The 23,450-nt window shown below is 63.9% G+C and carries 14 protein-coding genes; 8 read left to right on the forward strand and 6 right to left on the reverse strand.

All coding sequences use genetic code 11. The annotated features are described in order from the left end of the window. Window positions 1-30: 30 nt before the first annotated feature. Entirely contained in the window at window positions 31-2,016 is a 1,986-nt protein-coding gene (locus tag ABWK72_RS16470) for a hypothetical protein (protein ID WP_367870660.1), read from the reverse strand. Between ABWK72_RS16470 and ABWK72_RS16475 the strand changes: the two genes are divergently transcribed. Then, window positions 2,015-4,852 carry a DEAD/DEAH box helicase gene (locus tag ABWK72_RS16475; RefSeq protein WP_367870661.1) on the forward strand — a complete coding sequence of 946 codons (2,838 nt, stop codon included), beginning with the start codon at window positions 2,015-2,017 and terminating at the stop codon, window positions 4,850-4,852. The two genes, ABWK72_RS16470 and ABWK72_RS16475, sit on opposite strands and share 2 nt — an antisense overlap. A 7-nt stretch (window positions 4,853-4,859) precedes the next feature. Here the strand turns inward: ABWK72_RS16475 and ABWK72_RS16480 are convergent, their stop codons facing one another. Together ABWK72_RS16480 and ABWK72_RS16485 are read right to left on the reverse strand one after the other, a co-directional pair. Continuing rightward, on the reverse strand, window positions 4,860-5,468 hold the full coding sequence (locus ABWK72_RS16480) for a nucleotidyl transferase AbiEii/AbiGii toxin family protein (protein WP_367870662.1): 609 nt from the start codon (window positions 5,466-5,468) through the stop codon (window positions 4,860-4,862). A 286-nt stretch (window positions 5,469-5,754) separates the two neighbouring features. Next, on the reverse strand, window positions 5,755-7,821 hold the full coding sequence (locus ABWK72_RS16485) for a glycosyltransferase (protein ID WP_367870663.1): 2,067 nt from the start codon (window positions 7,819-7,821) through the stop codon (window positions 5,755-5,757). 145 nt (window positions 7,822-7,966) lie between these two features. Between ABWK72_RS16485 and ABWK72_RS16490 the strand changes: the two genes are divergently transcribed. From ABWK72_RS16490 to ABWK72_RS16505, 4 genes are read left to right on the forward strand one after another with little or no spacing between them, the layout of a single operon-like run. Further along, the gene (locus tag ABWK72_RS16490; RefSeq protein WP_367870664.1) at window positions 7,967-9,193 is read left to right on the forward strand and encodes a Glu/Leu/Phe/Val dehydrogenase; all 1,227 of its coding nucleotides are present in this window, start codon (window positions 7,967-7,969) and stop codon (window positions 9,191-9,193) included. 37 nt (window positions 9,194-9,230) lie between these two features. Continuing rightward, window positions 9,231-9,761 (forward strand): Uma2 family endonuclease, encoded by a 531-nt coding sequence (locus ABWK72_RS16495; RefSeq protein ID WP_367870665.1) that lies wholly within the window; start codon window positions 9,231-9,233, stop codon window positions 9,759-9,761. Next, window positions 9,761-10,420 (forward strand): 2-enoyl thioester reductase domain-containing protein, encoded by a 660-nt coding sequence (locus ABWK72_RS16500; RefSeq protein ID WP_367870666.1) that lies wholly within the window; start codon window positions 9,761-9,763, stop codon window positions 10,418-10,420. Before ABWK72_RS16495 ends, ABWK72_RS16500 begins: the two co-directional genes overlap by 1 nt. Then, window positions 10,420-10,725, forward strand: coding sequence for a zinc-binding dehydrogenase (locus ABWK72_RS16505; protein ID WP_367870667.1), 306 nt, complete (start codon window positions 10,420-10,422; stop codon window positions 10,723-10,725). Before ABWK72_RS16500 ends, ABWK72_RS16505 begins: the two co-directional genes overlap by 1 nt. Window positions 10,726-10,838: 113 nt before the next feature. Here ABWK72_RS16505 and ABWK72_RS16510 read toward each other — a convergent pair whose 3' ends face one another. Both ABWK72_RS16510 and ABWK72_RS16515 read right to left on the reverse strand, forming a co-directional pair. Then, window positions 10,839-11,483, reverse strand: coding sequence for a hypothetical protein (locus tag ABWK72_RS16510; RefSeq protein ID WP_367870668.1), 645 nt, complete (start codon window positions 11,481-11,483; stop codon window positions 10,839-10,841). A gap of 113 nt (window positions 11,484-11,596) precedes the next feature. Beyond that, window positions 11,597-17,950, reverse strand: a complete 6,354-nt coding sequence (locus tag ABWK72_RS16515) for a hypothetical protein (RefSeq protein ID WP_367870669.1) — start codon at window positions 17,948-17,950, stop codon at window positions 11,597-11,599. A 208-nt stretch (window positions 17,951-18,158) separates the two neighbouring features. Between ABWK72_RS16515 and ABWK72_RS16520 the strand changes: the two genes are divergently transcribed. Beyond that, window positions 18,159-19,625, forward strand: coding sequence for an IS4 family transposase (locus ABWK72_RS16520; RefSeq protein ID WP_367870464.1), 1,467 nt, complete (start codon window positions 18,159-18,161; stop codon window positions 19,623-19,625). 69 nt (window positions 19,626-19,694) lie between these two features. On the opposite strand, the gene ABWK72_RS16525 is transcribed toward ABWK72_RS16520, so the two are convergent. After that, window positions 19,695-20,441, reverse strand: coding sequence for an SDR family oxidoreductase (locus tag ABWK72_RS16525; RefSeq protein WP_367870670.1), 747 nt, complete (start codon window positions 20,439-20,441; stop codon window positions 19,695-19,697). Between the two features lie 140 nt (window positions 20,442-20,581). On the opposite strand from ABWK72_RS16525, the gene ABWK72_RS16530 reads away from it, so the two are divergent. Together ABWK72_RS16530 and ABWK72_RS16535 are read left to right on the forward strand one after the other, a co-directional pair. Continuing rightward, window positions 20,582-21,502 carry a LysR family transcriptional regulator gene (locus tag ABWK72_RS16530; protein WP_367870671.1) on the forward strand — a complete coding sequence of 307 codons (921 nt, stop codon included), beginning with the start codon at window positions 20,582-20,584 and terminating at the stop codon, window positions 21,500-21,502. Between the two features lie 534 nt (window positions 21,503-22,036). After that, window positions 22,037-23,446: an MATE family efflux transporter gene (locus tag ABWK72_RS16535; RefSeq protein ID WP_367870672.1), complete on the forward strand. Its 1,410-nt coding sequence runs from the start codon at window positions 22,037-22,039 to the stop codon at window positions 23,444-23,446. The last annotated feature ends 4 nt before the right edge of the window (window positions 23,447-23,450 follow it).

Below are 23,450 nucleotides of genomic sequence, written 5' to 3' on the forward strand. Positions count from 1 at the left end.
GTTTTAGGGTGATGGTTTGAAGAGCTAGGGCTACTCCGGATCCGTGAGTTCCACGGGACAGTGGGCAGCCTCCCAGATCGCGGCGCAAACCGCCACACAGAGTTGCTCGCGACGCTTGGTCCGGATTTTTCCGCGGCGCTGCTTGAAGGCGGTCAGGATGACAGACAAGGCCACCACCGCGACGGCCGGTTGGAGAGTTTCCTCGGCAAGGCGCTGTAGAAAAGCATCGAGAGATTCATCCGGATCGCCCTCCGTCAAACGCGCGAGATACCATTCGCTCATTCGTGCGAGATAGGGGTCGAAGCTTGGCGAGGGATGGGGATGCATCACTCCAACTCCGAAGACCAGCGCGCTAAAGAGGAGATCCTGTTCGTCGCTATTGAACGCGGGTTCGATTTCGATGAGTTCATCGAGCATCGGCGCGAAGATCACGCTGAGGCGCATCCACAGCTCCTTGTCGCTGTGGACCATGGCAATCCGCTGCTCGAGTTCGGATCCACTCAAGCGCGGTTGCGGAGGCGGCGCGTCGAGCGAAAGATCCTCGCCGTCATCATGGTCCTGGTCCGAATCCCGATCATGCAATCCGAGAGGCGGTGGCGCGAAGACGATCTCGTGCAAACCGAGTTCTTCAAGCAGGGGGTTCAAGTCCAGGTCTTTTCCTTCCGTGCGGCGGAGGGTATCGCACTGGCGGAGATGGCCCTTCATCACGGCGATCAGCCGCTGGCGCAAGGCGGGATTCCCCACCGCTTCCCGCGGTGTCGTCCGATCCAGAAGAGGGTGGGGAGTATCCGGAAACTCCGGGCGTAGCCAACCGGGCGGCAAGAGGGAGACCTTGGCGTCCGAATAGTCGATGACCTGCCGGAAATCGAAAGGTTCGATGCGATCAAGGAGATCCCCAGGGATGAGATCGCGGTCATACTCGAGGCTCTTGGCGGATTGCTCCGGGAGATCTCCCTTTCCCTTGTCGTGAAGTTCAAGCGGTATTCCCAGCGATTCGATCAAGGCGAGGCCCGAGGCGTAATGCTCTTCCGTGAAGCTGGAGAAGGAGAGATGCTCTGCCGCAATCAGAATCATTCCCGCGATGGATCCGTGATCGCCGCAACACTTCTCCTCTCCTTCCACGAGCAGGGGTGCTTCAATGATGCCATCCGCTCGTTCCTCCGCCGGCAGGTAGACGCGGGGATGGACCGCCAGAAGGTCGAGGAGAGATTTCAAGGCAGGCTGCGGGAAGCGGTAGGTCGCATGCAGAACCGCGCGATGCGTGGCATACCTCTGCCTCGCCCGAAGGGCGCGCTTAAGTTCCTGTATGGCCTCCCAAAGGAGGGCCATGTGCTCTTGGATCCACCTTTCGCGGTCTTCGCCGGGAGCACCGAGGTGGCAAAGCAGGCGCTCCATGAGCTCGGTCGGCATCAGATCGCCGACTGCCGGGATAGAAACCGCCGTGCCCGAGAAACGCATTCCCGCGGGATGACTGTGAAGAAAACATAGCACCACCTCCTGGCGGCAGGCGCGCGCCGAACTGGACCGGTCGATCGCCGCAAAGGGAGGCTCGCCCGGCCGCCACAGGTCCACAGCCTGCCAGCTCCATTCATCGAGCTGCTGTTGGAATTCGACAAGGGCCGGGCGCATGGAGGTCATGTGGTCCAGCATCACCCGCTCGTCGTTCTTCCAGTCCTCGAAGCGGCCCTCCGCCATCCATCGTTCGCAGCCTCCTTCCCAATGAACGTGCCAGCAGTGAATCGAATGGCAGAGGAACAGGTCCCCCGATTCGAGTGCTTTCAGCATCTCCCGTTGCCGGGCGAGAGGGAGCTCGTCCCCGAGCATTCTCGACAGGCGGATTGCGACCTTGCCCTCGAGATCGAGGAAGCTCTCGTAATTGACGAGAGCGAAGGGATTGTGCGGACAATCGGCGGGACAGGCGATCGAGGAATTCCTGCCTCTCCCGCATTCCTCCGGTGTGATGATGCCGCCGAGCGCGGGGCAATCGCGCTGCTTTTTTCGTTTGGCCTCGCCCATGCGCGGAAAGTTGCGTGGCGGGCGCGGGCGAGTCCATGCCGAAAAGGGCCAGCGGGATTCGGCGCTACTTGGTCTCGACTCCCGTTGCCGGTGGGGCATCCTCGGTGGCCCTTTGGAGGATCAGCCGGACATTCACGAGTTTTTCGACGATGCGCTCTGGGAGGAGCGCTTCGATGAAGAGTGCCGTGAGGCGGGGCGGCGCTTGCGGCCGAGGGTGCGCGAGCTGGCCGGAGAGTGGGTGGATGCGGAGAATTTCGTGCTGCGGGCGAATGTGGCGGGAGCGGCCTGTGAGGTGACGATGTGGCCGGGCGGGGCAAGGTGGGATTTCGAAAGCCAATGCGAGTGCGAGACGGGTCGCTTTTGCGCACATGCGGCGGCGATGCTGGAGGAGGCGGGCAAGGGCAAGAATCTGTCGCGGTTGCTCGAGGGCGGAAGCGCGAGGACCGTCGCTCCGATGACATCGGCGACGCCGGCAGCGGAGCCGGGAGAGACGGCCTATCTGGAGACGAAGCCGAGCTTCCTGCTCAGGATCATCCGGGAGCCGACGGAGACGAAGGTAGTGAGGCTGCTGCTTCAGGCGCTGAAGATCCCGGACAGCGGGGACTGGGTGGTGGCGAGGCCACAGGCAATCTACGGTGAGCATCGTATTTCACTTGGGGGAATTCCCGGGCCGCGGGAACACCGGATCGAGACGGAGCAGGGGCCGCTGGTGGTGCGGCGGGACATCGCGGCGGAGATGAATGCGATACTGACGCTGCAGCAGGCGGGGCTGGCGAGTCTGGGCGGGCATTCGCAGTTCCGATTTTTGCTAGGCCTGGCGGGCAAGGGGAAGCAGGGGACGCCGAACGAGGCGGGCCTGTGGTTCCCGAATCCGGGGCACGGCGCGCTGGCGGAATTCTGGCCATGGCTGCGGGCGACCGGAGCCGCTGTGCTGGAGGCCGCGGGATGGACGGTGGTCTTCGATCCGGAGGTCGGGCACGAGGTGATCGACCTGGATCCGGAGGGCTTCGTTTACACGCTGGAGGACGACGGGAGCGGGTGGTTTCACCTTTCGGTGGGCTTCGAGGTCGGCGGCAAGCAGCTCGACCTGCTGCCGATCCTGGCACAGTTATTAGACCGCGGGGCGCTGGAAACGACACTGGAGTTTCCGGAGGACGGGCATTTCCTGCACCATCTGGAAGATGGGCGGGCACTGCGCCTGCCGGCGGGGCGAATCCGGAAGATCCTGAAGCAATTCGCGGCGCTGATCGATCCGCGGCGCTTCAAGGGCGGGAAGCTGAAGTTGCACCCGCTGGATGCTGCGGCGATCGCGACCGCGGGCGAACTGGGGATTCAAGCTCCTGAGCGCCTTGCCGAGCTAGCCCAGAAACTGGGGAATTTCGCGGGGATCGAGAAGCTGCCGCTACCGGGTGGGATCAAGGCGGAACTGCGGGAGTACCAAGCGGAGGGCTTTCACTGGATGCAGTTCCTGGCCCGCCATGAATTGCACGGCATCCTGGCGGATGACATGGGCCTGGGGAAGACGCTGCAAACCATCACACACATCCTGGCGGAGAAAGAAAGTGGTCGCTCGCAAGGCAAGCCGACCCTGGTGATCGCGCCGACGAGCGTGGTGCCCAACTGGCGGGCGGAGACGCAGCGCTTCGCGCCATCGCTGCGGATCCTGATGCTCGATGGCCCGCATCGGAAGAAGTACTTCCGCTCGATCCCGTATGCGGATCTGATTCTAACATCCTACGCGCTGGTCCAGCGGGATATCGACAAGCTGAAGGAGCATGGCTTCCACATGGCTGTGCTGGACGAGGCACAGTATGTGAAGAACCCGGCATCCAAGATGGCGCAGGCGGTCTGCCAACTGGATGCGCGGCACCGGCTGTGCCTCTCGGGCACGCCGGTGGAGAATCACTTGGGAGAGCTGTGGAGTTTGATGCGCTTCCTGATGCCGGGATTCCTGGGCGGGCAGGAGGAATTCAACCGGCGCTTCCGTACGCCGATCGAGCGCGATGGCGATGAAGACCGCAGGTTGGCACTGAAGGAGCGCGTGGCTCCGTTGATCCTGCGACGGACGAAGGATCAAGTGGCGAAGGAGCTGCCACCGAAGACCATTCTCATCCACCCGGTGGAGCTGAATACGGGGCAGAAGGATCTCTACGAGACCGTCCGCGCGACGATGGACAAACGGGTGCGGCAGGCGATCGCGATCAAGGGGCTGGAGGGCTCGCGAATGGTCTTCCTAGAGGCCCTCCTCAAGCTTCGTCAGATCTGTTGCGAGCCGAAGCTGCTGAAGTTCGAGGGCGAATCGAAACTGGAAGCGGAGGCTGCAGGATCGGCGAAGCTGGACTATCTGGTGGAGCTGCTGGAGACCCTCATCGAGGAGGGGCGGCGCATCCTCCTCTTCTCGCAATTTACCTCGATGCTGGAGATCATTGAAGGTTTGTTGCAGGTACGCAAGGTGCCGTACTTGAAACTGACGGGGGAATCGAAGAACCGCGGCGAGCTGGTGGAGCGCTTTCAAACCGGAAAATTCCCGGTCTTCCTGATTTCGCTGAAGGCGGGGGGAACAGGATTGAATCTCACTGCGGCGGACACCGTGATCCACTACGATCCCTGGTGGAATCCGGCGGCGGAGGCCCAAGCGACCGACCGTGCCTATCGTATCGGTCAGACCCAGCCGGTCTTCGTACATAAGCTGATCTGCCAAGGGACGGTGGAGGAGCGGATTCACCAGCTCCAAGCGAAGAAGAGCCAGCTTGCGGATTCTCTATTGTCCGATGCGGCACGGGCGGCGGCACCGGACGAGGTGACGCTGGCGGCCTTGCTGGCACCGCTGGGCTGATGTGGTCCTATCGCAACTCACGGAGTGACCTCGCGATCCGATCCTTCGCCTCGGTCCAAGTGAGCCCATTTTTGGAAAGCGGATCGGGCTCCGATTCAGCGTCATCAAACCAAGCAAGACTACGCAGGACGATAAACCTATCGGAGTTCCGATACTTGCTTTCGAAGAAGCCGAGCATCTCTTCGAGGGAATGACGCTTCATGAGTTCACAAAGGTCGAAAAAATCTTTCTTCGATCCCCGGTTCGCAATCGCGTTCAACTTCATCGCGGCAACGTCCGGTACCGATAGAAGATGCACGCCATCGGTCTCCTCAGGCTCTTCAATCAAGGGATAGGCATGCCGGAGGAAATCGAGTTTTGTCCCACCGGCATCCAGGGAGAGCGTTCCCTCGCTTCGAGCCACCACGACCGCCTCGGGAAGCGCCAAGTCCAGATACAACTCTTCGGGATCGAAGCTTCCGGTGGTAAAGAAATCGAGATCGACGGAAAGCCGATGGCTAAAACGCAAAGCCAGCGAGGTGCCTCCGGCGAGGCGGAAACCGGCTAGGCAAGGACGCGGCGCAAGCTGCATCAATAGCTCGGCGACCTGGGCGGGAACGGCGTCGAAGTGGAGCATCGGAATGACGTGGAAGGGAGATCGAACAGAGCCCGGCAAAAAGCAAATGCACGGGAATCCAAGGTCCGCAGACCGGTGACGACTTCCCGGAGACGGGGCATGCCATAGAACGCGACGACAGCTTGCCAATCGCTCCACTTCCCCCGTTCAAGAACCCTTCTCACCAGCCAAGCCTCGTGACGATCAGGCTCGATGCTCGCCGGGTCCACGTCCCAGAACAGATGAGGCGAGAGCGGTGGCATGGAGGGATGATAGCGGGAGTTTGCAGCAGTAGAAGTCCGAAGGTTCAGCGGGCCCCCGACCCTGTAGAGAAGGCTGGCGGAAGCTTCCCCCATGCGCGAACCAGAATGGTCCCGCCGGTGCCATCGATCCGCTCGGTGGCCAAAAGAATCCGCGAACCGCCTTTTTCCAAATCCCACCGTTCGCTGGCACCTCCCGCCTTCCAACCTTCGGCGATGAGTTGAAGGAGGAAGTCGTCCCGGGTCATGCCGGGCTGTGGCCAAATCAATACTTCGGCGTCGGGCTGTCGCGGCTCCGCTTCGTGAACGGATGATCCGTTTCCCTTCCAACTATGGCAGCGGTACCACGAGCGGAGCCGCGGCTGGAGCCACGAGACGATGGCGAGCTGCGCGCGGGAGAGGGCGTGGCTGAATTGTGAATCCAGCGGCCGGAGCGGCTGCATGCGGTCCACGACGCCCTGATAGCCGGCAAGGCCCATGGAGCCGAAGTAGATGATGGAGCCTTCCACGGCGCGGACCGGGCCGCCGGAGTAGACGAAGCCGTCCCACCTGGCATCGCCGGAGCCGGTGAAGCGCTGCGGGTGCTTGGCGATGAGGAGGGCCTCGGCCTTGCCGTAGCCGATCTGCTGGCGGAGGTAGCCGCGGAGCGAGGGACGGGGGTGGTGCCAGACGAAGGCTGAAGGTGCGAAGCCGAGGCGATAGCCCTTGTCGCGGAGACGCCAGCAGAAATCGACATCGTCACCGGCGGTGGTGAAGACGGGATCGAAGCCGCCGATATCGAAGTACGCCGTGCGTCGTACCGCGATATTGCAGCCGGGGAGGTGCTCGGCTTCCTCGTCATCGAGCATGACGTGGCTGGGAGCACCGGGGGCAGCGGCGACGACGGCTTGGATGGAATCGCGCGGCGGCGGCGGAAGGTTCGGGCCGCCGACACCATCCCAGCCGCGGGCAAAGCTCACCGCGAGACCGGCGACCCAGTCTTGGTCGGGCTCGCAATCGTCATCGGTGAAGGCGAGAAATTCTCCGGCGGCGGCCTCGGCTCCGGCATTGCGGGCGGCGCTCAGGCCGGACGGCTCGAGGCGGAGGAGTTGGACGGCGGAAAACTCCTTTTCCACCAGATCGGCGGTGCCATCGGTGGAGCCGTCGTCGACGACGATGATCTCGTGGGGTGCCAGGGATTGCCTTTCCAGAGCGCGGAGGCAGGCGGCGATACGGGGGCTTCCGTTGCGGGTGCAAACAATCACCGAGATGGCGGCGGGTGGCGGTGAGGGCGGGACTTCGGAGAAGCTGGTGGTGACCGCGGCGAGGGCAGGCTTGGCACTCTCGGCGCGATCGATGAGGCCGAAGTCCCAATCGAGAACCTCCAGGCCGGCATTCCACCAACGGTCGCTCCAGGCGTAGAGAGTCATGCCGGCGGCGGCTTCATCGCGGGCGGCGTGGACGCCCCAAGCAAGCGCGGCGGCTTGCTTGGCGGTGCCATTGCGGCGGGAATCGAGGCCGAACTCGGAAATGAACACGGGCCGGTCCCCGGCGATGTGGTGGAGGCGGCGGAGGTACTTGCGGAAGGCCGCTTCCTCTTCCAGATAGACGTTGAAGGCGGTAAAATCGGCATTCTCCGGCTCCAGGTACTCGGTGCTCGGATAGTTGCCGTAGCACCAGAGGAGATCCGGCCGGAGTTCCTTGCCGAGGGCGATGAGCGATTCGATCGACTCGCGCACCGGCACGGGGCCCATCCAGCGGACGAGATCGGCGGGAACCTCATTGGCGACGAAGACACCGGCGAGCGCCGGGTGGCCTTCCAAGGGCCGCAAGCCTTCGGCGAGGGCGACACGGGCGGCGGAGAGGATGCGGTCGTCCTTGAGGAAATCGACAGCGTGGGGCCACCTCAGGCCACCGAATACCCTGAGGCCCCCGGCAAGGGCGGCATCGAGGAGTGCCCGGTCCGGCATTTCGTAGAGCCGCAGGGCATTGAAACCCGCCGCGGCGATGCGCGTGAAATCGGGCGAAAAGTCCTGCGGCCAGCCGCCGGGGAAAGGGCCGTAGGTCACCGCGCGCACGGCGATACGGCATTCTCCCGAACGGAAGAATTTGCCATCGACGCGCAGCGGCTCCATCGGGGCGAGACCCTAGGGCGCGCGGCGGAAGTTCCAAGCCCCAAGCGCGGCGGCCGGAATGGCCGAAACGATTCGTTGGCAAGCCGCGGATCACGGTTAGAAAGGTTCCATGCGCGAGGAGCTTCTCCGAAACCCGGTGTTCGCCATGGCGGCCACACAATTCGACCTGGTAGCCGATTTCCTGGGACTCAACGACGAGCTCCGGCAGCGGACGAAGTGGCCGAAACGGCTAATCACGGTGACCGTGCCGATCCGCCACGACGATGGCTCGGTGAAGGTGTATTTCGGCCACCGGGTGCAGCACCACCTGACCCGCGGCCCGGTGAAGGGCGGCCTGCGCTATCACCCGAAGGTCGATCTCGGCGAGGTGGCGGCGCTGGCCATGTGGATGAACTGGAAGTGCGCGTTGATGGACCTGCCCTACGGCGGTGGCAAGGGCGGGATCACCTGCGACCCCCGTACCATGAGCATGGGCGAGCTGGAGCGGCTGACGCGGCGCTACACCATGGAGATGATCCCCTTCATCGGCGACGACATCGACATCATGGCACCGGATATGGGGACCAACGAACAGACGATGGCATGGATCGTGGACACCTATTCCACCCACGCGGGCCGGCTGATTCCGGGCATTGTAACCGGCAAGCCGCTCTCTCTTCAGGGTTCAGCGGGGCGGACGCAGGCGACGGGCCACGGGGTGGCTTTCCTGGCCTGCCGGGCGCTTAACAAGCTGGGCATCAAGTTAACTGAGGCGACCGCGGTGGTGCAGGGCTTCGGCAACGTGGGCTCGCACGCCGCGTACGGGCTTGCGAATTCCGGGCTCAAGGTCACGGGGATTTCCGATGTCAGCGGGGCGATTTGGAATCCGGCGGGAATCGACACCCGGAAGCTCCGCGATCATGTCGTCCTGCGCGGTAGCATCACGGGCTTCACCGAGGCCGACCCGATCGATCCTGCCGCGCTGCTGTGCCAACCCTGTGACATCCTGGTGCCGGCGGCCACGGACATGACCATCACCGCTGAGAACGCACCGCATCTGAAATGCAAGGTGCTGGCGGAAGGAGCCAACGGCCCGACCACTCCGGAAGCGGACAAGGTGATCGACGCGCGCGGCGACATCTTCCTGATCCCCGATATCCTCTGCAACGCGGGCGGCGTGACGGTATCCTACTTCGAGTGGGTGCAAAACCTGCAGCGCTTCCAGTGGACGGAGCGGGAGGTGCTCACGAAGCTGGAGACGATGCTGGAGACCGCCTTTGCGCGGGTGCTGGTATTCGCGGAGCGGAACAAGCTTTCCAATCGGATGGCCGCCCAATCGCTGGCGGTGAAGATGGTCGCGGATGTAAAAGCGCAGCGGGGTTTATTCCCGTGAGCTTGCGGGGAATGAAGCTTGTTGCTAGTGTGCTCCCATGAGCCTCGCGATCCAATTGCCCGCGCGGGAAGACCAGATGGAGTTCAACCTCCGGATCTGGGAACAGATGCTCGCCGATCCGGAACTCGCAAAGGTTGAGGGCAGGATCGAAACGGACCGCCATGGCCGCATCATCATGACTCCTCCTCCCGGACCTGCACACGGTGGCCGACAAGCCGATATCGCCTTCCTTCTCCGCACGATGCTAGGGGGTCGGATCATCACTGAGTGTCCCATTTCGACTTCCGATGGAGTCAAAGCGGCGGATGTCGGTTGGTTCTCGGACGCCCGGTATGCTCAGGCCTTCGACCGCCGTTTTTTCTTGGAAGCTCCGGAGATTTGCGTGGAGGTGATTTCCCCGGGCAATACGCGACGCGAGATGGAAGAGACGATGGAGCTCTACTTCGATGCCGGAGCCGTCGAGGTGTGGTTTTGCGACGAGGATGGAACGATGCGCTTCTTGGAGCCCGAAGGTCTCTTGGAGAAATCTTTGCTCTGTCCGGATTTCCCGCCGACAATCGAGGCCTGATGAAGGCGCTGCGTTTTCACGAATTCGGGAAGCCCCTCGAGGTGCTTCGGTTGGAAGAGGTCGAGCTACCCCCGCTGCAAAGCGGCGAGGTCCGCTTGAAGATGCTGGCGGCACCGGTGAATCCCGCCGACTTGAATTTGATAGAAGGAACCTACGGCGTGAAGCCGCCGCTGCCCGCCGTGCCCGGTATCGAAGGCTGCGGGGAGGTAATGGAAAGCGCTTCGTCGGATTTCTCGCCCGGGGACCGCGCGATCATCCTGCGACGGGCCGGGAGCTGGGCCAGCCAGGTGCAGGTCGAGGCGGAGCATCTCTTCAAGCTGCCGCCGTCGATCGATCCACAGCAGGCCGCGATGCTCAAGGTGAATCCGGCGACGGCGTGGCGCCTCCTCACCGGATTCGAGAAACCGGCCACAGGCGAGTGGATCGTCCAGAACGCGGCGAATTCGGCGGTGGGACGATGCGTGATCGCGTTGGCGAAGAGCCTTGGCATTCGTACGGTGAATCTCGTACGTCGCGAGGAATTGCGCGAAGAGCTCCTGGCGCTCGGCGCGGATGAAGTGCTCTTGGACGACGATGCCGCGGTGGAGACCGCGAAAAAAAGGAACTCCGGTCGGTGCTGGGCTTCAATTGCGTCGGCGGGGAGAGTGCCTTGCGGGTGATGAATCTGCTCGCACCGGGAGGAACCCACGTGACCTATGGGGCGATGGCCAGGCGGCCTCTGACGGTGCCGAACGGACTGCTGATTTTCAAAGATCTGAATATCCGCGGGCTGTGGATCACGAAGTGGATCGAAAGCGCGCCTCACGAGGAACTCGTGGAGGTGTATGCGCGGCTTGCGGAAATGATGGCAAGCGGGGAATTGTCGATGCCGGTGGAAGCGACTTTCCCGCTGAACGACTTTGCAAAGGCCATCGAGGCATTGGCTGTTCCGGGGCGAAATGGGAAGATTTTGTTTTCTCTGTGACAAGTTCCATAGCTTCCAGCGCATTTCCTGCCAATTCCGTCGCTGCCAATCGAAGCTTGTTCTCTAGAAGCCAAATCGACAGTTCAAGCCTATGCCCTGCTATAATGGATCTGCTACTTGATCAAGTGAGGCACCAGCATTCCTACATAGAATGCACCTGTCACAAGTGCCACCAACGTGGCGACTACACCCCACAAATGGGCAGGCTTCATGGAACCGAAAATGTCCCCCAATGTCATCTTGTCGACTTGGACTACTCTACTAGCAGTCGATTTGGATTCGACTTTTCGTCTCCAATCCGAGAAGACCCCTATAAATTCCCTCGTGCTTAAAGAAGCTGGAGTCAGGGCTACTCTTTGGACATACCAATCGAATCCGGCGTCCAATAGACCTTCAGTCTTTGCTCCATTTTCAACGACTACGAGCATGGGATGTCCCAAGACGTATGCCATCGCTGCTTCAATCTGATTCCACACGGTGGTCAGTATCTGATTATTAAGGGTTTTTTGTTCACTTGAACCTCGCCTTTCAACGCCGTCGATGATCTGGGTTCTCTCAAAGGCGACAATCACAGTGCCAGCGCAGCTGCCCATCAGTTTTTGGATGAACTTGAGAGGATTGTCCGCGGTGAAGTCATTTCGGCCCACCGCCCGGGGATTCAGTCCTTGAGACCTAATGTAGTCTTCAATCGCCTTGACAAACATCTCCTGCTCCTCGGAAGCAGTCCTACCAACACTAATAAAGACATCCTTGTTCATACCTATTGAAGTGCCGCCTCAGAGTTTGGGAGATGCGCTCCCGCATCAAGGATATTGCCGTAAAATGACAAGATCCTTGGAATCTTCTCCCAAGTCTCAACCTAGTGATTTCTCTAACGATTCCGCTGCGCCACGGCCAGCAGCGATTGCTTCAGCGCATCCGGCCAATCGAGGCCGTTCAGGAATTCATCGGTGCCCCAGTCCGGACTCAGCGCGACCAAATCGGCGAACGCTTGATCGGCGGGGTCCTTGCGCTCGGTCTGCTCAGCCGCGCAGACCAGCATCGCGAGCGCCGTTTGCTGCTGCTCCGGGGTGAAGGGAATGGTGAAGCCATGCTCGAGCAGGACGCCGGCGTCCTCCGGGTGATCGCGGCTGAGCAACAGCCATGCGGCATCGAGGGCGAAGCCGGAATCCGTGGGGAATTTGTTCTTGCCGCGCGTCAGCAGCTCGATGGCCGCGGCGTCCTGCAAGTCTTCCATCACGCAACGCGCCGACTCTAGATAGTCCGATGCAATCAGTTCTTTCTCCTCGGTATCGAGCAGTTGGATCCAGCGCGCGTAGGAAGCGGTGTAGGCGCCGCCGGCCAGGAGGGAGCGGGCTTCGATCCGCAGGCAGGCGGCATTCGGAGCACCGGCGAGGCGGGCGCGGTCGACCATCGTTGTGACCAGGGGCTCCGAGTCATGGTCGTAGGACAGATCCAAGCTGCAAGCGACCATCGCATCGCGCACGCGCTTGGTGCCGAAGGTCGCGGCGGTGGCCGGATCGAGCAGGCGGGTGGCCAGCACGCGAAGCTCCTCGACGGTGGCTTCCGGGCCGGCCTTCAAGGTGTCGAGCTGCTCCTGGAGTTTGTCCACGAAAGCATTGGTCTCTTCCCAAGGCAGGGCTGCTTCCCAGCCATTCCAATCGCCTGCCTCTTGCAGTTCACGGAAGTCGGGCAGAGTCTCCGGCCAGATCGCGAAGACCTCGGCCGTCTTGCCGTCCGCCCACAGCGCGCGGGCAACCGCATACTCGCGGACGACAGCAGGCAGATCCTTCGCCGCAGCGATCACCGCGGCGATCGCTTGCGGATTCTCCGCATGGAGCGCGGCGTGCAGGGCCGCCAGCGCCGCGAGACCGTGGCCATCCACGGCTTTCATCACGCGCTCCGAGCGGGCCTGTAAATCATCCTTGCCCGAACCTTCCAGCCAGGCCCTCCAAAGCCATGGCGACTGCAAGGCATCGAGCGCCCGGTCCACGGCCGGGATGCACACGGAGTCCAGATGCGAAGCGATCAGGAAGTGGGCCTGCGCCGCACCCAGCACGGCGTCGTCAGGGACCTTGCCTTCGAGAAACTTCGCCGCATCCCCCACCCTGCCGCGCAGTGCCAGCGCTTCGGCGTGAGCGATAGCCGCGGAAGCCGAGGGCTCCTTGGCGAAGCCGGTCTCGGTGCTGGCGATGTAGGCGTCCAGCTTCTCCAAGGCCGCGACCCGCTCGGGCAGTTCGTCGATCGCCACCCGCCGCCAATCGCGCATGTCACCCTCGTCGAGCGCGGTCCGCATCGCCGCAAGCGCGGTGGGCTCGAGTTTCTCGACCGCCTTCAGGTCGACTTCCGGAAATTCTTCCGCATCCGAACGCTCCACCAACTCCTTGCCGAGGCGTTGTGCATCCATCCGCACCGCAAGCCAAGCAGCTTGCTTGAGTTCGCGCAGGATCCCGGGATCGCCGGCAAGCTGGTGGCAGGTTGCTATCTCGCCGTCGTGAGGCAGCGGATTCTGGGAACTGATCTCGCCCTCCGGCAGCGGCACCTCGCCGCGCTGCCACGCATAGAGACGGGTGTCGGAAGCCGCGATCAGTCCGCGCAGATAGCCTTGATACCAAGGATGGGCCGGACCGAGTCCCGCGGCCCAGCGGGCAAGACCGGTGCCCGCATAATGGTCGAGCGCGAGACGTTCCCAAACCGGTAGCAGGGTCTCCGGCCCGACCGTGCGCGGAGTCAACGCGGCGATGCGATCTAACAGCACGCCGCCACCCGGCAATAGCCCTTCGAGCACCGCAGGGTCCACCTTCGCCGCCAACTCGCGACGACGGACGACCGGATAAGTCACCAGCGAGCGGGAATCTCCCGCGAAGCCGGTGCCGGCCACGCTCTCGGCGAAGGTCCGCAGGGTCGACCGCTGTCCCTCATCGAGCCCGCCTGAGCGGACCAGCGGCAGGGTAACGCCTTGTCCGATCGCCAGACCGATCACGCCACCCTTCTCGGTGAATTCCAGCGGCTCATCCGAACTTGGCAGGCTCAGGCCGGACACCAGCGCCCGCCCGCTGCGCAGCGACCAGATATCGAGGCGGTTCCCGGAGCGACACGCCAACCAGCCGCGTGCCGCATCTTCCGCCCAAGCGTGATCGGCCTGTTCCCAACCGCCCCACGACGACGACACACCCACCGGCAAGGTGGCCACCCGCGAAAAATCACTCTCGTCGAAAAGCTGGACCTCCTTCGCCGTCGCCACCGCCAGCCATTTCCGTGAAGCGAGATGATAGATGGACAGCGCATCGACCACCGGCACCACGGCGACCCGCCGGAAGCCATCCTTCGCAGCCTCCGCGATGATCACCTCGGTGGAGCCCATCGCGGCCACCCGGTAGCTCTCGCCGAGAAAGATCATCCCGCGGATCTCATCGACAGGTTCGAGATCGCTGACAAGGGCACCGCTCTCCGGATCGCACACTACCATCCCGGAATAGGAATATCCTCCTGATCCCGCGCTGTATCCACCAAGCACGACGAAGCTCCCATCAGAAGGCCGCATGCCATACATCGGATACATCCAATCCGGGTGAGGCCGCAGCGAAACGATCTTCCCGTCCTTGCCGCGCAGCCGCCAGTTGTGCGCGCGATGCTGCAAGTCGGAAGCGGCACCGCCCTCGATCGTGCGCCAGCCATCCCCTTCCCCGCTTTCGTCCCCCTCCTCCGCCTTGGCAGCTTCCTTCACGCTGGTCGCGAAGCCGTGGCCGATCCGCGGCAGAATCTCGCGGATTGAGAGCTGGCCGGCGGCTGTGCCGACCGCCGCGCGGTTTCCCGAGAACGCGGCCGACTCGATCTGGGCATCCACCCGGATCGGAGCGCGGGGCGCATGGTCCATGCCCGTGATATCGGTAAACTCGAGCCGCGATCCTTCGACCCGCAACGGCAGCCTCGCATTCCGGGTATCACCCGCAACCCGTTCCCAAAAGGGCGATTCCCAGTTGGCCCACGGAAAGCGCTCGGCGATCGCCGCCGAAGTGGTCCAGGCATCGTCGGCGGCGAAGCCCAAGCTCTCGATCGAAAGCTCGCTCTGCTCCGGCTTCTCAACGATGCCGTAGACCTCCGAAGCCTGCGAGCCGGACTCCCGCTTCGCGAGGGTCGCCAGCACCTGGCTGCCATCGGGGCTGAAGACCGCGAAATCGAAAGCGGTATTTTCCGTCCTACCGCGAAGCACCGGAGCCGTGGGATGGATCGGCAGCTCGAGGAAGGAACCATCCGCCGAGACCGTCCGCAAACGAGTGCCATTGAGCTGGGCGGCCAAGGGGGCGGCGGCTTCGGGAGGCACGGGTTCGGATTCGCGGATCATCTTGCCACGCGCGGCATCAATCACCTGCCATGTGTAGGGCGAGGCCGCAGGACCGTCGTCCGCTGTCTTGGCCGGATAGGCCAGCAGCAGGCCATCCGCCGACCACGCGAAGCAAGTGGCGGGAATCTTGTGGGAGCGGGTGACCGGCAAGCGCGCGATGATCCGCATGCTCTCCGCGTCGCACAGGAAGGCATCGCCTAGGAACTTGTAGTCGCGCTGGAGGATCAGGCGTTTGCCGCCGGGCGCGACTGAAAGCGTCAATGTAATCTCACCCCAGCGCGGCGCGAGCATTGCGGAAACCGAGGGGTTCTTCAGGTCCCAGCGCAGCGTGCTATTGAAGCCTTCACCGCTGGAGCCGGAGTCGACCGCGGCGAATAGCGTGTCCCGATTTTCGCCAAAGGAGAGCATCCGCACCGGCAGCGGATGGCGCAGCTCGAGTTCCGGGAAATTCCAAGCCGTGTGGCGCAGCGTCTCCAGCAGCAGGGCCTGCGCTTCGAGCTGCTTGGGATCGCTGTCGAGCGCGGCTAACAGATAAGGTAGGGCTTCATCGGGCGAGCCGGACGCAATGCGGGCCGCACCGGCATCGAAGTCGGCGGCAGCGAGCGAGCGGCGCGTTTCGGCGGCGGCGCTGTTGGCCCGTTCCCCCGCCACGACAGCTTCGCCCTGCCGCTTGCGGGCAATCACACCCAACACACCGGCGGCGATCGCCAGTCCGGCGAAGAGAACGGTGGCCCCTTGCAACAGGCGCAGCTTGCGGCGGGCGCGGATCTTTGAAAGGCGCACCAGTTCCACCTCATCGGTAGAAAGGCGGAAGACGCCGCTGGTGGCGACGCGCTCGGCCTCGGCCAAGCGGCCCTCGGTTAGATAGAAACGGGCGGACTTGTGGCCCGTCACCCACAGCCGCGCGGCGTCTTCCAGCCGCCGCCGCCCAAGCAAGAGATCGCGGTGGCCCTCGATCCATTCCTTCAGCACCGGCCAGTGGGTGATCAGGGCCTCGTGCGCCAAGGTCACCACCGCGGTATCGTTCTCGACACCGGTCACCAGCAGCTTCGCGGCGATGAAGGCATCGAGAAATGCAGGGGCGCCGGGATGAGCCTCCTGCAAGGTCGCACGCTTGGCCCGGCGGCGGGTGGCCGGACCTTCATTGCTCGCATCGAGCGTCACCAATTCGCCGAATATATGGCGCGCGGCCTCGCGCCGGGTATCGGAGGGCAGGGCGTCGTAGGTCTCCTGCGCGCGCCGGGCGATCGCCCCGGCGAGACCGCCGAGTTCCTCGTAGGTCGCCCAGGTCAGGACATTTTCCTGACGCCGCTGATAGAGTTCTTCCAATGTGAACTCTAACAAGGGCAGCGCATCGTGTGCGTCCGCCGCGTCCTGATAAATCTGCTCGGAAAGATCACGCCCGCTTTCCTGATGCCGTTCGAACTGCAGCCCGGCGGAAAGCGCGGGGTAGCGGATGATCTGGTGAAGCTCCGGCAGCTCGGGCGGACTGAGGATGTAGCCGCCGCCGTGGCGCACGAGTTGGAAGAGATCGCGATGCTCCGGAACGCGCGGGAAGAACTCGCTGCGCATCGTCGCCACCACCCAGATCCGGCGGGACATCGCCAGCGCGGCGAGGACGTGGAACCACGCGTCCCGCATCTCCTGCGTGACATCGCGGGCGGTGAAGATCTCTTCCACCTGATCGACCAGGATCAGCAGGTGCGCCGGCTTGCCCGCGCTGCTGCGGTCGAGCGCGGCGATGATGGCGGCGATCGCGAAGACCAGATCCTCCGGCTTGGCCATCATCCGCGCCAGCCGCGCGCTGTCCCACACCGGCGCGGCAGACACCGTTACCGGCTTCTGCGGCGGCGGTTTCTTGCCGCGCTTGCCTTTCCGCGATGGGGGTGGCGGCGGAGCTAGGGGCGCGGGCGCGGAGGTATCGCGCAGCTTGGCCAGATCGGGCAGTGCCTCGACCAAGGCACGCGCCAGGGTTTCCAAGGGCGGCGCATCCCCCTCCACCGGTCGCATGCCACTGCCACACCAGATGCCGGCCTCCGGCAAGTAGCCCTCCGCCATCAGGCGCGGCGCGAGGCCCGCCTTCATCAGCGAGGATTTCCCATAGCCCGAGCCGCCGTAGATCAGCAGGAAGGCATGGCCCGCTGCGTGGTTCTCCTTCAGCTTCGCCAATGCCTCGGCGATCGGCCGGTTGCGGCCGAAGAACAGCGGCGCATCCTCGAAGTCGAAGGTGCCCAAGCCCTTGAATGGCGAGCCGATCAGCGGCAGCGGTCGTACCGCGTCCTGCGCAAGCCCGCGCTGCAACTGGATCTGCCGCAGCAGCAGCTTCTCCAGGTGCTGCTCGAAGAGCGAGGTGAACTCGTCCACCGTCTCATAGGGCGAGAAGGCGCGGCGGATCGTCTTGTCCTTGTTGAAGAAGAAGCGCTCGCAGAAGGCATCCAGCTTCTTGCGCTGCTCGTGCCGTGGCTTCTCCTGGGCGGGATCACCCGCCGGCGGCTCGCTCATCCGCCGATACACCAGAATATCCGGCTTCGCTTTCGAAGGATCCTTCTTCGCACGCTCTTCAAAAGCATCCGTGGCCTCCTCCAACTCCCACTCCGTGCCGGAATCGAAACGGGTGCCGTCCTTCCGATTGAACTGTGAGGGTAGCGGCGAACCGAGACGCGACCACAGGATCCCCACGAAGAGATCGCAGTCCGAGGGCCGGATCAGCTCCTCATTGAAGTGCGCCGTGGCCCGCAGCGGCTCCTTCTCCCACAGCACCGGCTCGAGCCGGATGAAGTTCCAGTAGCGGGCCTGCAGCCGCTCCACGATCCTCCCGACGGCCTGGCGTTCGTCGCGAACGTCTCCGGGAGAGCTGACAAATAGCGTGAGGACTTGCATCCGTCCGCGGAGTAAAAGCCGCCGGACCGGGGATTTCTAAGCGGTAAATCAAAAATCCGGCAATCTGCCCATTCCATCCCGATTTCCGGCCGTTTCGCGGCCTCGCCGCCTTGGAGTGCGGAGACTTGTCCTGCCCGTTACCCACAACTTTTCGAGGTCGTACTTAAATCGCGCTGGTACTAAACGACTGTTTACATCAGCTTCGCGGATGGACCTCGATTCTTCCGACCTCAATCCTCCCGACCCGCAAGCCGCCCTCTCCTGGGCTGGAACCGAATTTGCAACCTTGGATTGCGGCGACCCTCGCCGCAGCCGACGCTTTGTGCGTGTGGCCTCCGACTTCGCACGAAATCCCACCGCCCCGGTTCCCGCCGCTTGCGGCGACTGGTCCGGCACCAAGGCCTGCTACCGGCTCTTCGACCAGCCCGAGGTCAACTGCGGGGCGATCCTCGCCGCCCACCGCGCCGCGATGCTGGATCGGCTGCGGGCTGGGGACGAGGGAACCGCGCTGCTGGTCTTGCAGGACACCACCGCGCTCAATTACGACAACCATCGTAGCAAGGAAGGCCTGGGCCCCACCGCCGGCCATGGCAAGGATCGCTCCCCCGGCCTTTTCGTCCACGGCCAGCTCGTGGTCGGCACGGACGGCGCGGTCCACGGCCTCGCCTCGGCCCTTGTCTACGCCCGGCAACCCCGCGGTGCCGGCGAGCCCGCCGGCAAGCGCAACCGCCAGCCCTTGGAAGAAAAGGAAAGCCACCGCTGGGTCGGCGGCTGGCACGAGGCGCAGCGGCTGTGGGAAGACCTCGGCGGCACGCGCGCGGTGCTGTCGGTCGCCGACCGCGAGGCCGACATCTACGAACTGCTCGCCGCCTGCCGGCAAACCCGCGCGCAACGCGGCGGCGGAGCCGGATTGCTGGTGCGCAGCCAGCACGACCGCAAGCTTGAGGACGGCGGCACGCCGTTGTGGCAGACCCCCGCCGCGCTGCCGGTGACGGCCACCCTCGTGGTCGACCTGCCGCGGGGAAAGCAAGGGCTCAAGGCGCGCAAGGCCACCCTCGCGGTGCGGGCCGGGCGGGTCCGTCTGGCGGTGCCCGCCCACAAGAAGAAATACCTCGGGCTGTCGGAAAGCTTGGAACTGTGGGCGCTGGAAGTCCGGGAGATCGACCCGCCGCCGGGCGTGGAGCCGGTGTGCTGGCAGTTGCTGACGACCGAACCCGTCGCGGACGCCGGCGACGCCGCGCGGCTGGTCGGCTGGTATGCCCTGCGCTGGCGGATCGAGGACTTCCACCGCGTGCTCAAGACCGGCTGCCGGGTGGAAAGCCGGCAGGTGCGCGCGGCGGAGAAGCTCAAGGCCTTCATCGCGCTGGACATGGTCGTAGCGGTGCACCTGCTGTCCCTGGTTTGGCAGGCGCGGATCAGCCCGGGGCTCCCGGTGGAAGGCTGGCTGGAGCGCGACGAATGGGAGGTGCTCCCGGTGCACGCGGCGGGCGGCGGGCCGCCGCCGGAACGGCCGCCGGCGACCGGCGAAGCGGTGCGGATGATCGCGAGGCTGGGCGGATTCCTTGGCAGGAAGAGCGACGGGGAACCCGGCCCCGAAGTGCTGTGGCGGGGCCTCGCAAAGCTGCGGACCCTCGCGCAGGCGTGGCGAGTCTTTAAAATGAAAAGTTGTGGGTAACGGGCAGGACAAGTCTCCGCACTCCAGGGCCGCTGCACGGCTTTCTTTTGCTCCAAACCCTTGAGTCCATCACACAATCCCCCCGTTCACCCGCAGGGTCTGCCCATTGACCCACCCTCCATCCGGACCGGCCAGGAAGGAAACGACGCCCGCGATGTCCTCCGGTTGTCCCAGCCGCTCAAGCGGAGCCATCTTTGAAAGGTGCGCAATCTGTTCCGGTGACTTCCCGTTCAGGAAGAGGTCGGTGGCGGTGGGCCCGGGAGCGACCGCATTCACCGAGATCTCACGACCGCGGAGTTCCTTGGCGAAGATCTTGGTCAAGGTCTCAACCGCGGACTTCGTGGCCGCATAAGGCGCATAACCGGGCAAGGCGAGGCCGACGACACTGGTGGAGAAGTTCACGATCCGTCCGCCGCTACGGAGCCGACTGGCGGCAAGGCGCAAGGCGTTGAAGGTGCCCTTGACGTTGATGGCGAAAAGGCGGTCGAACAGATCGTCGTCCGTATCGGCCAGGTTGACCAAGCCGGGCTGCATGATGCCGGCGTTGTTCACGAGGATGTCGATGCCACCGAAGGCCGCTTCCGCCTGATCGAACAGCGCGGCGATCTCGGCGGCCTTCGAGACATCCGCCTGGATGGCGATGGCTTGTCCGCCGGCGGCCTTGATCTCGGTGACCACCTGATCGGCATCGGCGGCGCGTCCTGCATAGTTCACCACCACCGAGATGCCGTCGGCAGCGAGGCGTTTGGCGATGGCGGCTCCGATTCCGCGGGAAGATCCGGTGACTATGGCGACTTTGTTTGGGTTCGCATTCATGGTTTCGTGTTTCGGGTGATTGCTTGTTTTTGCTGTCGGGGCTCTCGGCTCCGTGGCTCGCCTGACAACGCCGCAAACATGCGCCTATCCCGGCTTTTCCGGTAGCCACCGGCTTTCCATATCGGTTATGCAAAAAGTGCATGACCCCGCTGGATGATCTCCTGCTGCTCCGTGCCTTCGTCTGCATCGCGGACTGCGGGAACATTTCGGCGGTGGCGCGATCGATGAAGCTGCCCCAGCCCACGCTGAGCAGGCGGCTGAAGCTGCTGGAGGACCACTGCGGCGTGGTGCTGGTCCGGCGGGACACCCACCGCATGCATCTCACGGAGGCAGGCGAGCGCCTGCTGGAGGACGCGCGCGCGATGCTGTCCCTGGCCGATGAAGCGCAGCAGCGCCTGCACGAAGACCAGACCGGTCTGAAGGGCCATCTGCGGCTCTTCGCCACCATCGATGGCGGCCAGTTCACTATCAGCCGGCTCATCGCCCGCTTCCTGAAGGCGAATCCCGGTGTCACCGCGGAGCTCGCCTATTCCAACAGGCCCGCCCGCATGATCGAGGACGGTTGCGACGCCGGAGTCGTCGTCGGGGAAATCACCGATGACAGCGTGATCGCAAAACCGGCAGGAAAGGTGGTGCGCTATCTCGTGGCCTCGCCGGGCGTCGTGGCGGAGAGGCCCGCGGTGAAGAAGCCTGCCGATCTGGAAGCATGGCCATGGATCACCCTCAGTGGTGCCCAGTTCGGCAATTCCCGCGAGGTGGTATTAACCGCTCCGAAGAAGGATTCCGAGACCATCAAAGTCTCGCCCGTGATGATGTCCGAGGGCGTGACCAGCATCCGGGAAGTGCTGCGCGCGGGACTCGGCATCGCCGTGCTGCCGGACTGGCTGGTGCGGGAAGACCTCGTCTCCGGAAAACTGAGGCGCGTCCTGCCGCTCTGGAACGCCCCGCCGCTGCCGATCCACGTGATCTATAACAGCCAGCGCGTGCAGCCCGCGCGGGTCAGGGCATTCGTCGCCTTTGCGGCCACCTACATGACCACCGAGATGCACACCGCGGATTGACGGACGCAGTATGGAGTGCGGGGGCACGACCTGCCCGTTACCCACATTACGTCCCGTCTGACGCGCCAGCGCCCGGGACCGCGGAGGCTCTGCCCCGCAGAAGCAACCCCGGCAGCACGACATGTCGCGCGATGGTGGTGGAAAGCGCCGTCGCTTGGCTGCCTGCCTTTCCGAGGACGGCGTTGGCGTCGGAGAGGACTTTCCCCAAGCCGCGGCATATCACCGCTCTCCAACTCATCCCAATCACCTGCCCTGGCCCGATTTTATTCGCGTCCATTAGCGGTTTAAAATCCCAAATCCCCCGGCCTCTGCTGTTAGGGAAAGTCCCATTGACAGCCCCGCTCAAGCAGGCTAGCCCTTTTCCCGTCTCCATGAACCCGTTCCCCACTCCCGCACCATCCGCCGTCATTGACGGCGCGCGCGGGGGCTTGGCGTAACGGATCGGAATTGCGATCGACGCTGCTTGTCCCCGCCCGCTTGGCCACCGCCAGCGGGCTTTTTGTTTCCCTGATTTCCTCACGCATTTCCGATTCCATGTCTCTCTCCGTCTCCTCGATCCTCACTGAAAGCCGGACCACCTTCCGGCTCGCGATTCCCCTGATCATCGGCCAGCTCGGCCAGATGCTCATCGGCCTCTCCGATACCCTGATGCTGGGCTGGCTGGGCGTCACCGAACTGGCCGCCTCGGCCTTTGCGAATACGATCATCTACCTGCCGATGATGGTTGGCATCGGGATGTCGATGGCGGTCTCCATCCGCGTCTCGCAAGCGCGCGGCGCGAACGAACCGGCAGCGGCGCGGGCGGCCCTCCGCCACGGCCTCTATATCACGCTGGCGCTAGGAGTGCTGACGCTCGCAGGCGCCTTCGCGGTGCTGCCCTTCCTGAAATACTTCAAGCAGGACCCGAAGATCATCGAGATCATCCCGAACTTCTTCCTCCTGATCGCCGCCTCGATGATTCCCGCGATGGGCTCGATGGCGGTGAAGAGCCATGCCGACGCCATGAACCGTCCGTGGCCGGTGTTCTGGATTTCGATCGGCGCGGTCTTCCTCGATATCCTGCTGAACTGGATGCTGATCTTCGGTCACTTCGGCGCGCCGGCGATGGGGATGGAAGGAGCGGCGCTGTCCACGCTGATCGCGCGCTTCCTCTCGCTGGCCTGCATGATCCTCTGGTGTCTGCGGGACGAGGGTATCCGTGAGTGGGTGCCGAAGCGCTGGCTCCGCGCGCCAGACTGGGAAGCGGTAAGGGATCTGGTGCGGACCGGCCTGCCGGCAAGCATGCAGTTGCTCGCGGAGGTCAGCGCCTTCGTCGCGGCTACCTTCATCATCGGTAACATGGGCAAGGCCGCGCTGGCCTCACACCAGGTGGCGATCACCTGTGCCGCGACCATCTTCATGGTGCCGCTCGGTATCTCGATGGCGCTGACGGTGCGGATCGGCGAAGCCTTCGGCGCGAAGAACCGCGGCGTGATGCGGACAATCGTGGTGGGCGGCTGGGCCATGGGCACGGCCTTCACGGTGCTAAGCGCGACCGCCTTCGTGGTTTTCAACCGTGAGATCGCGGCATACTTCATCAAAGGGGGAGGCTCGGCCGAAGTGCTGGATGTGGCCGCGGCCCTGCTGATCGTGGCCGCCGCGTTCCAATTCTGCGATGCCCTCCAGATCATCTCGGCGGGTGCCTTGCGCGGCCTGGATGACGTCCACACCCCCGCCTGGATCGCCTTCTGGGCCTACTGGGTGGTCTCGATCCCCCTTGGCTGGGTGCTCGCCCACCCTCTCCACTGGGGCGTCACCGGCATGTGGTGGGGCATCACCGTCGGCCTGACCATGACCTCCATCCTCTTGGGCAGGCGGATCTGGAAAAAGACCGCCCCCGAAGGCGCTGCCGACCCTAGCCCGGGGAAGGCGGCGGATGGCGAAGGCGTCTTCCCCTATAGCTAATGTT

The organism is Luteolibacter sp. Populi (genome assembly GCF_040801775.1).
Classification (GTDB): Bacteria; Verrucomicrobiota; Verrucomicrobiia; order Verrucomicrobiales; family Akkermansiaceae; genus Haloferula.

Coding starts and splice junctions, on each gene's coding strand:
- ABWK72_RS16520 (WP_367870464.1), top strand. CDS start 18,159: ATGGACCTCGATTCTTCCGACCTCAATCCTCCCGACCCGCAAGCCGCC.
- ABWK72_RS16530 (WP_367870671.1), top strand. CDS start 20,582: ATGACCCCGCTGGATGATCTCCTGCTGCTCCGTGCCTTCGTCTGCATC.
- ABWK72_RS16525 (WP_367870670.1), bottom strand. CDS start 20,441: ATGAATGCGAACCCAAACAAAGTCGCCATAGTCACCGGATCTTCCCGC.
- ABWK72_RS16510 (WP_367870668.1), bottom strand. CDS start 11,483: ATGAACAAGGATGTCTTTATTAGTGTTGGTAGGACTGCTTCCGAGGAG.
- ABWK72_RS16485 (WP_367870663.1), bottom strand. CDS start 7,821: ATGGAGCCGCTGCGCGTCGATGGCAAATTCTTCCGTTCGGGAGAATGC.
- ABWK72_RS16480 (WP_367870662.1), bottom strand. CDS start 5,468: ATGCTCCACTTCGACGCCGTTCCCGCCCAGGTCGCCGAGCTATTGATG.
- ABWK72_RS16470 (WP_367870660.1), bottom strand. CDS start 2,016: ATGGGCGAGGCCAAACGAAAAAAGCAGCGCGATTGCCCCGCGCTCGGC.
- ABWK72_RS16500 (WP_367870666.1), top strand. CDS start 9,761: ATGAAGGCGCTGCGTTTTCACGAATTCGGGAAGCCCCTCGAGGTGCTT.
- ABWK72_RS16515 (WP_367870669.1), bottom strand. CDS start 17,950: ATGCAAGTCCTCACGCTATTTGTCAGCTCTCCCGGAGACGTTCGCGAC.
- ABWK72_RS16475 (WP_367870661.1), top strand. CDS start 2,015: ATGCGCGGAAAGTTGCGTGGCGGGCGCGGGCGAGTCCATGCCGAAAAG.
- ABWK72_RS16490 (WP_367870664.1), top strand. CDS start 7,967: ATGGCGGCCACACAATTCGACCTGGTAGCCGATTTCCTGGGACTCAAC.
- ABWK72_RS16495 (WP_367870665.1), top strand. CDS start 9,231: ATGAGCCTCGCGATCCAATTGCCCGCGCGGGAAGACCAGATGGAGTTC.
- ABWK72_RS16535 (WP_367870672.1), top strand. CDS start 22,037: ATGTCTCTCTCCGTCTCCTCGATCCTCACTGAAAGCCGGACCACCTTC.
- ABWK72_RS16505 (WP_367870667.1), top strand. CDS start 10,420: ATGAATCTGCTCGCACCGGGAGGAACCCACGTGACCTATGGGGCGATG.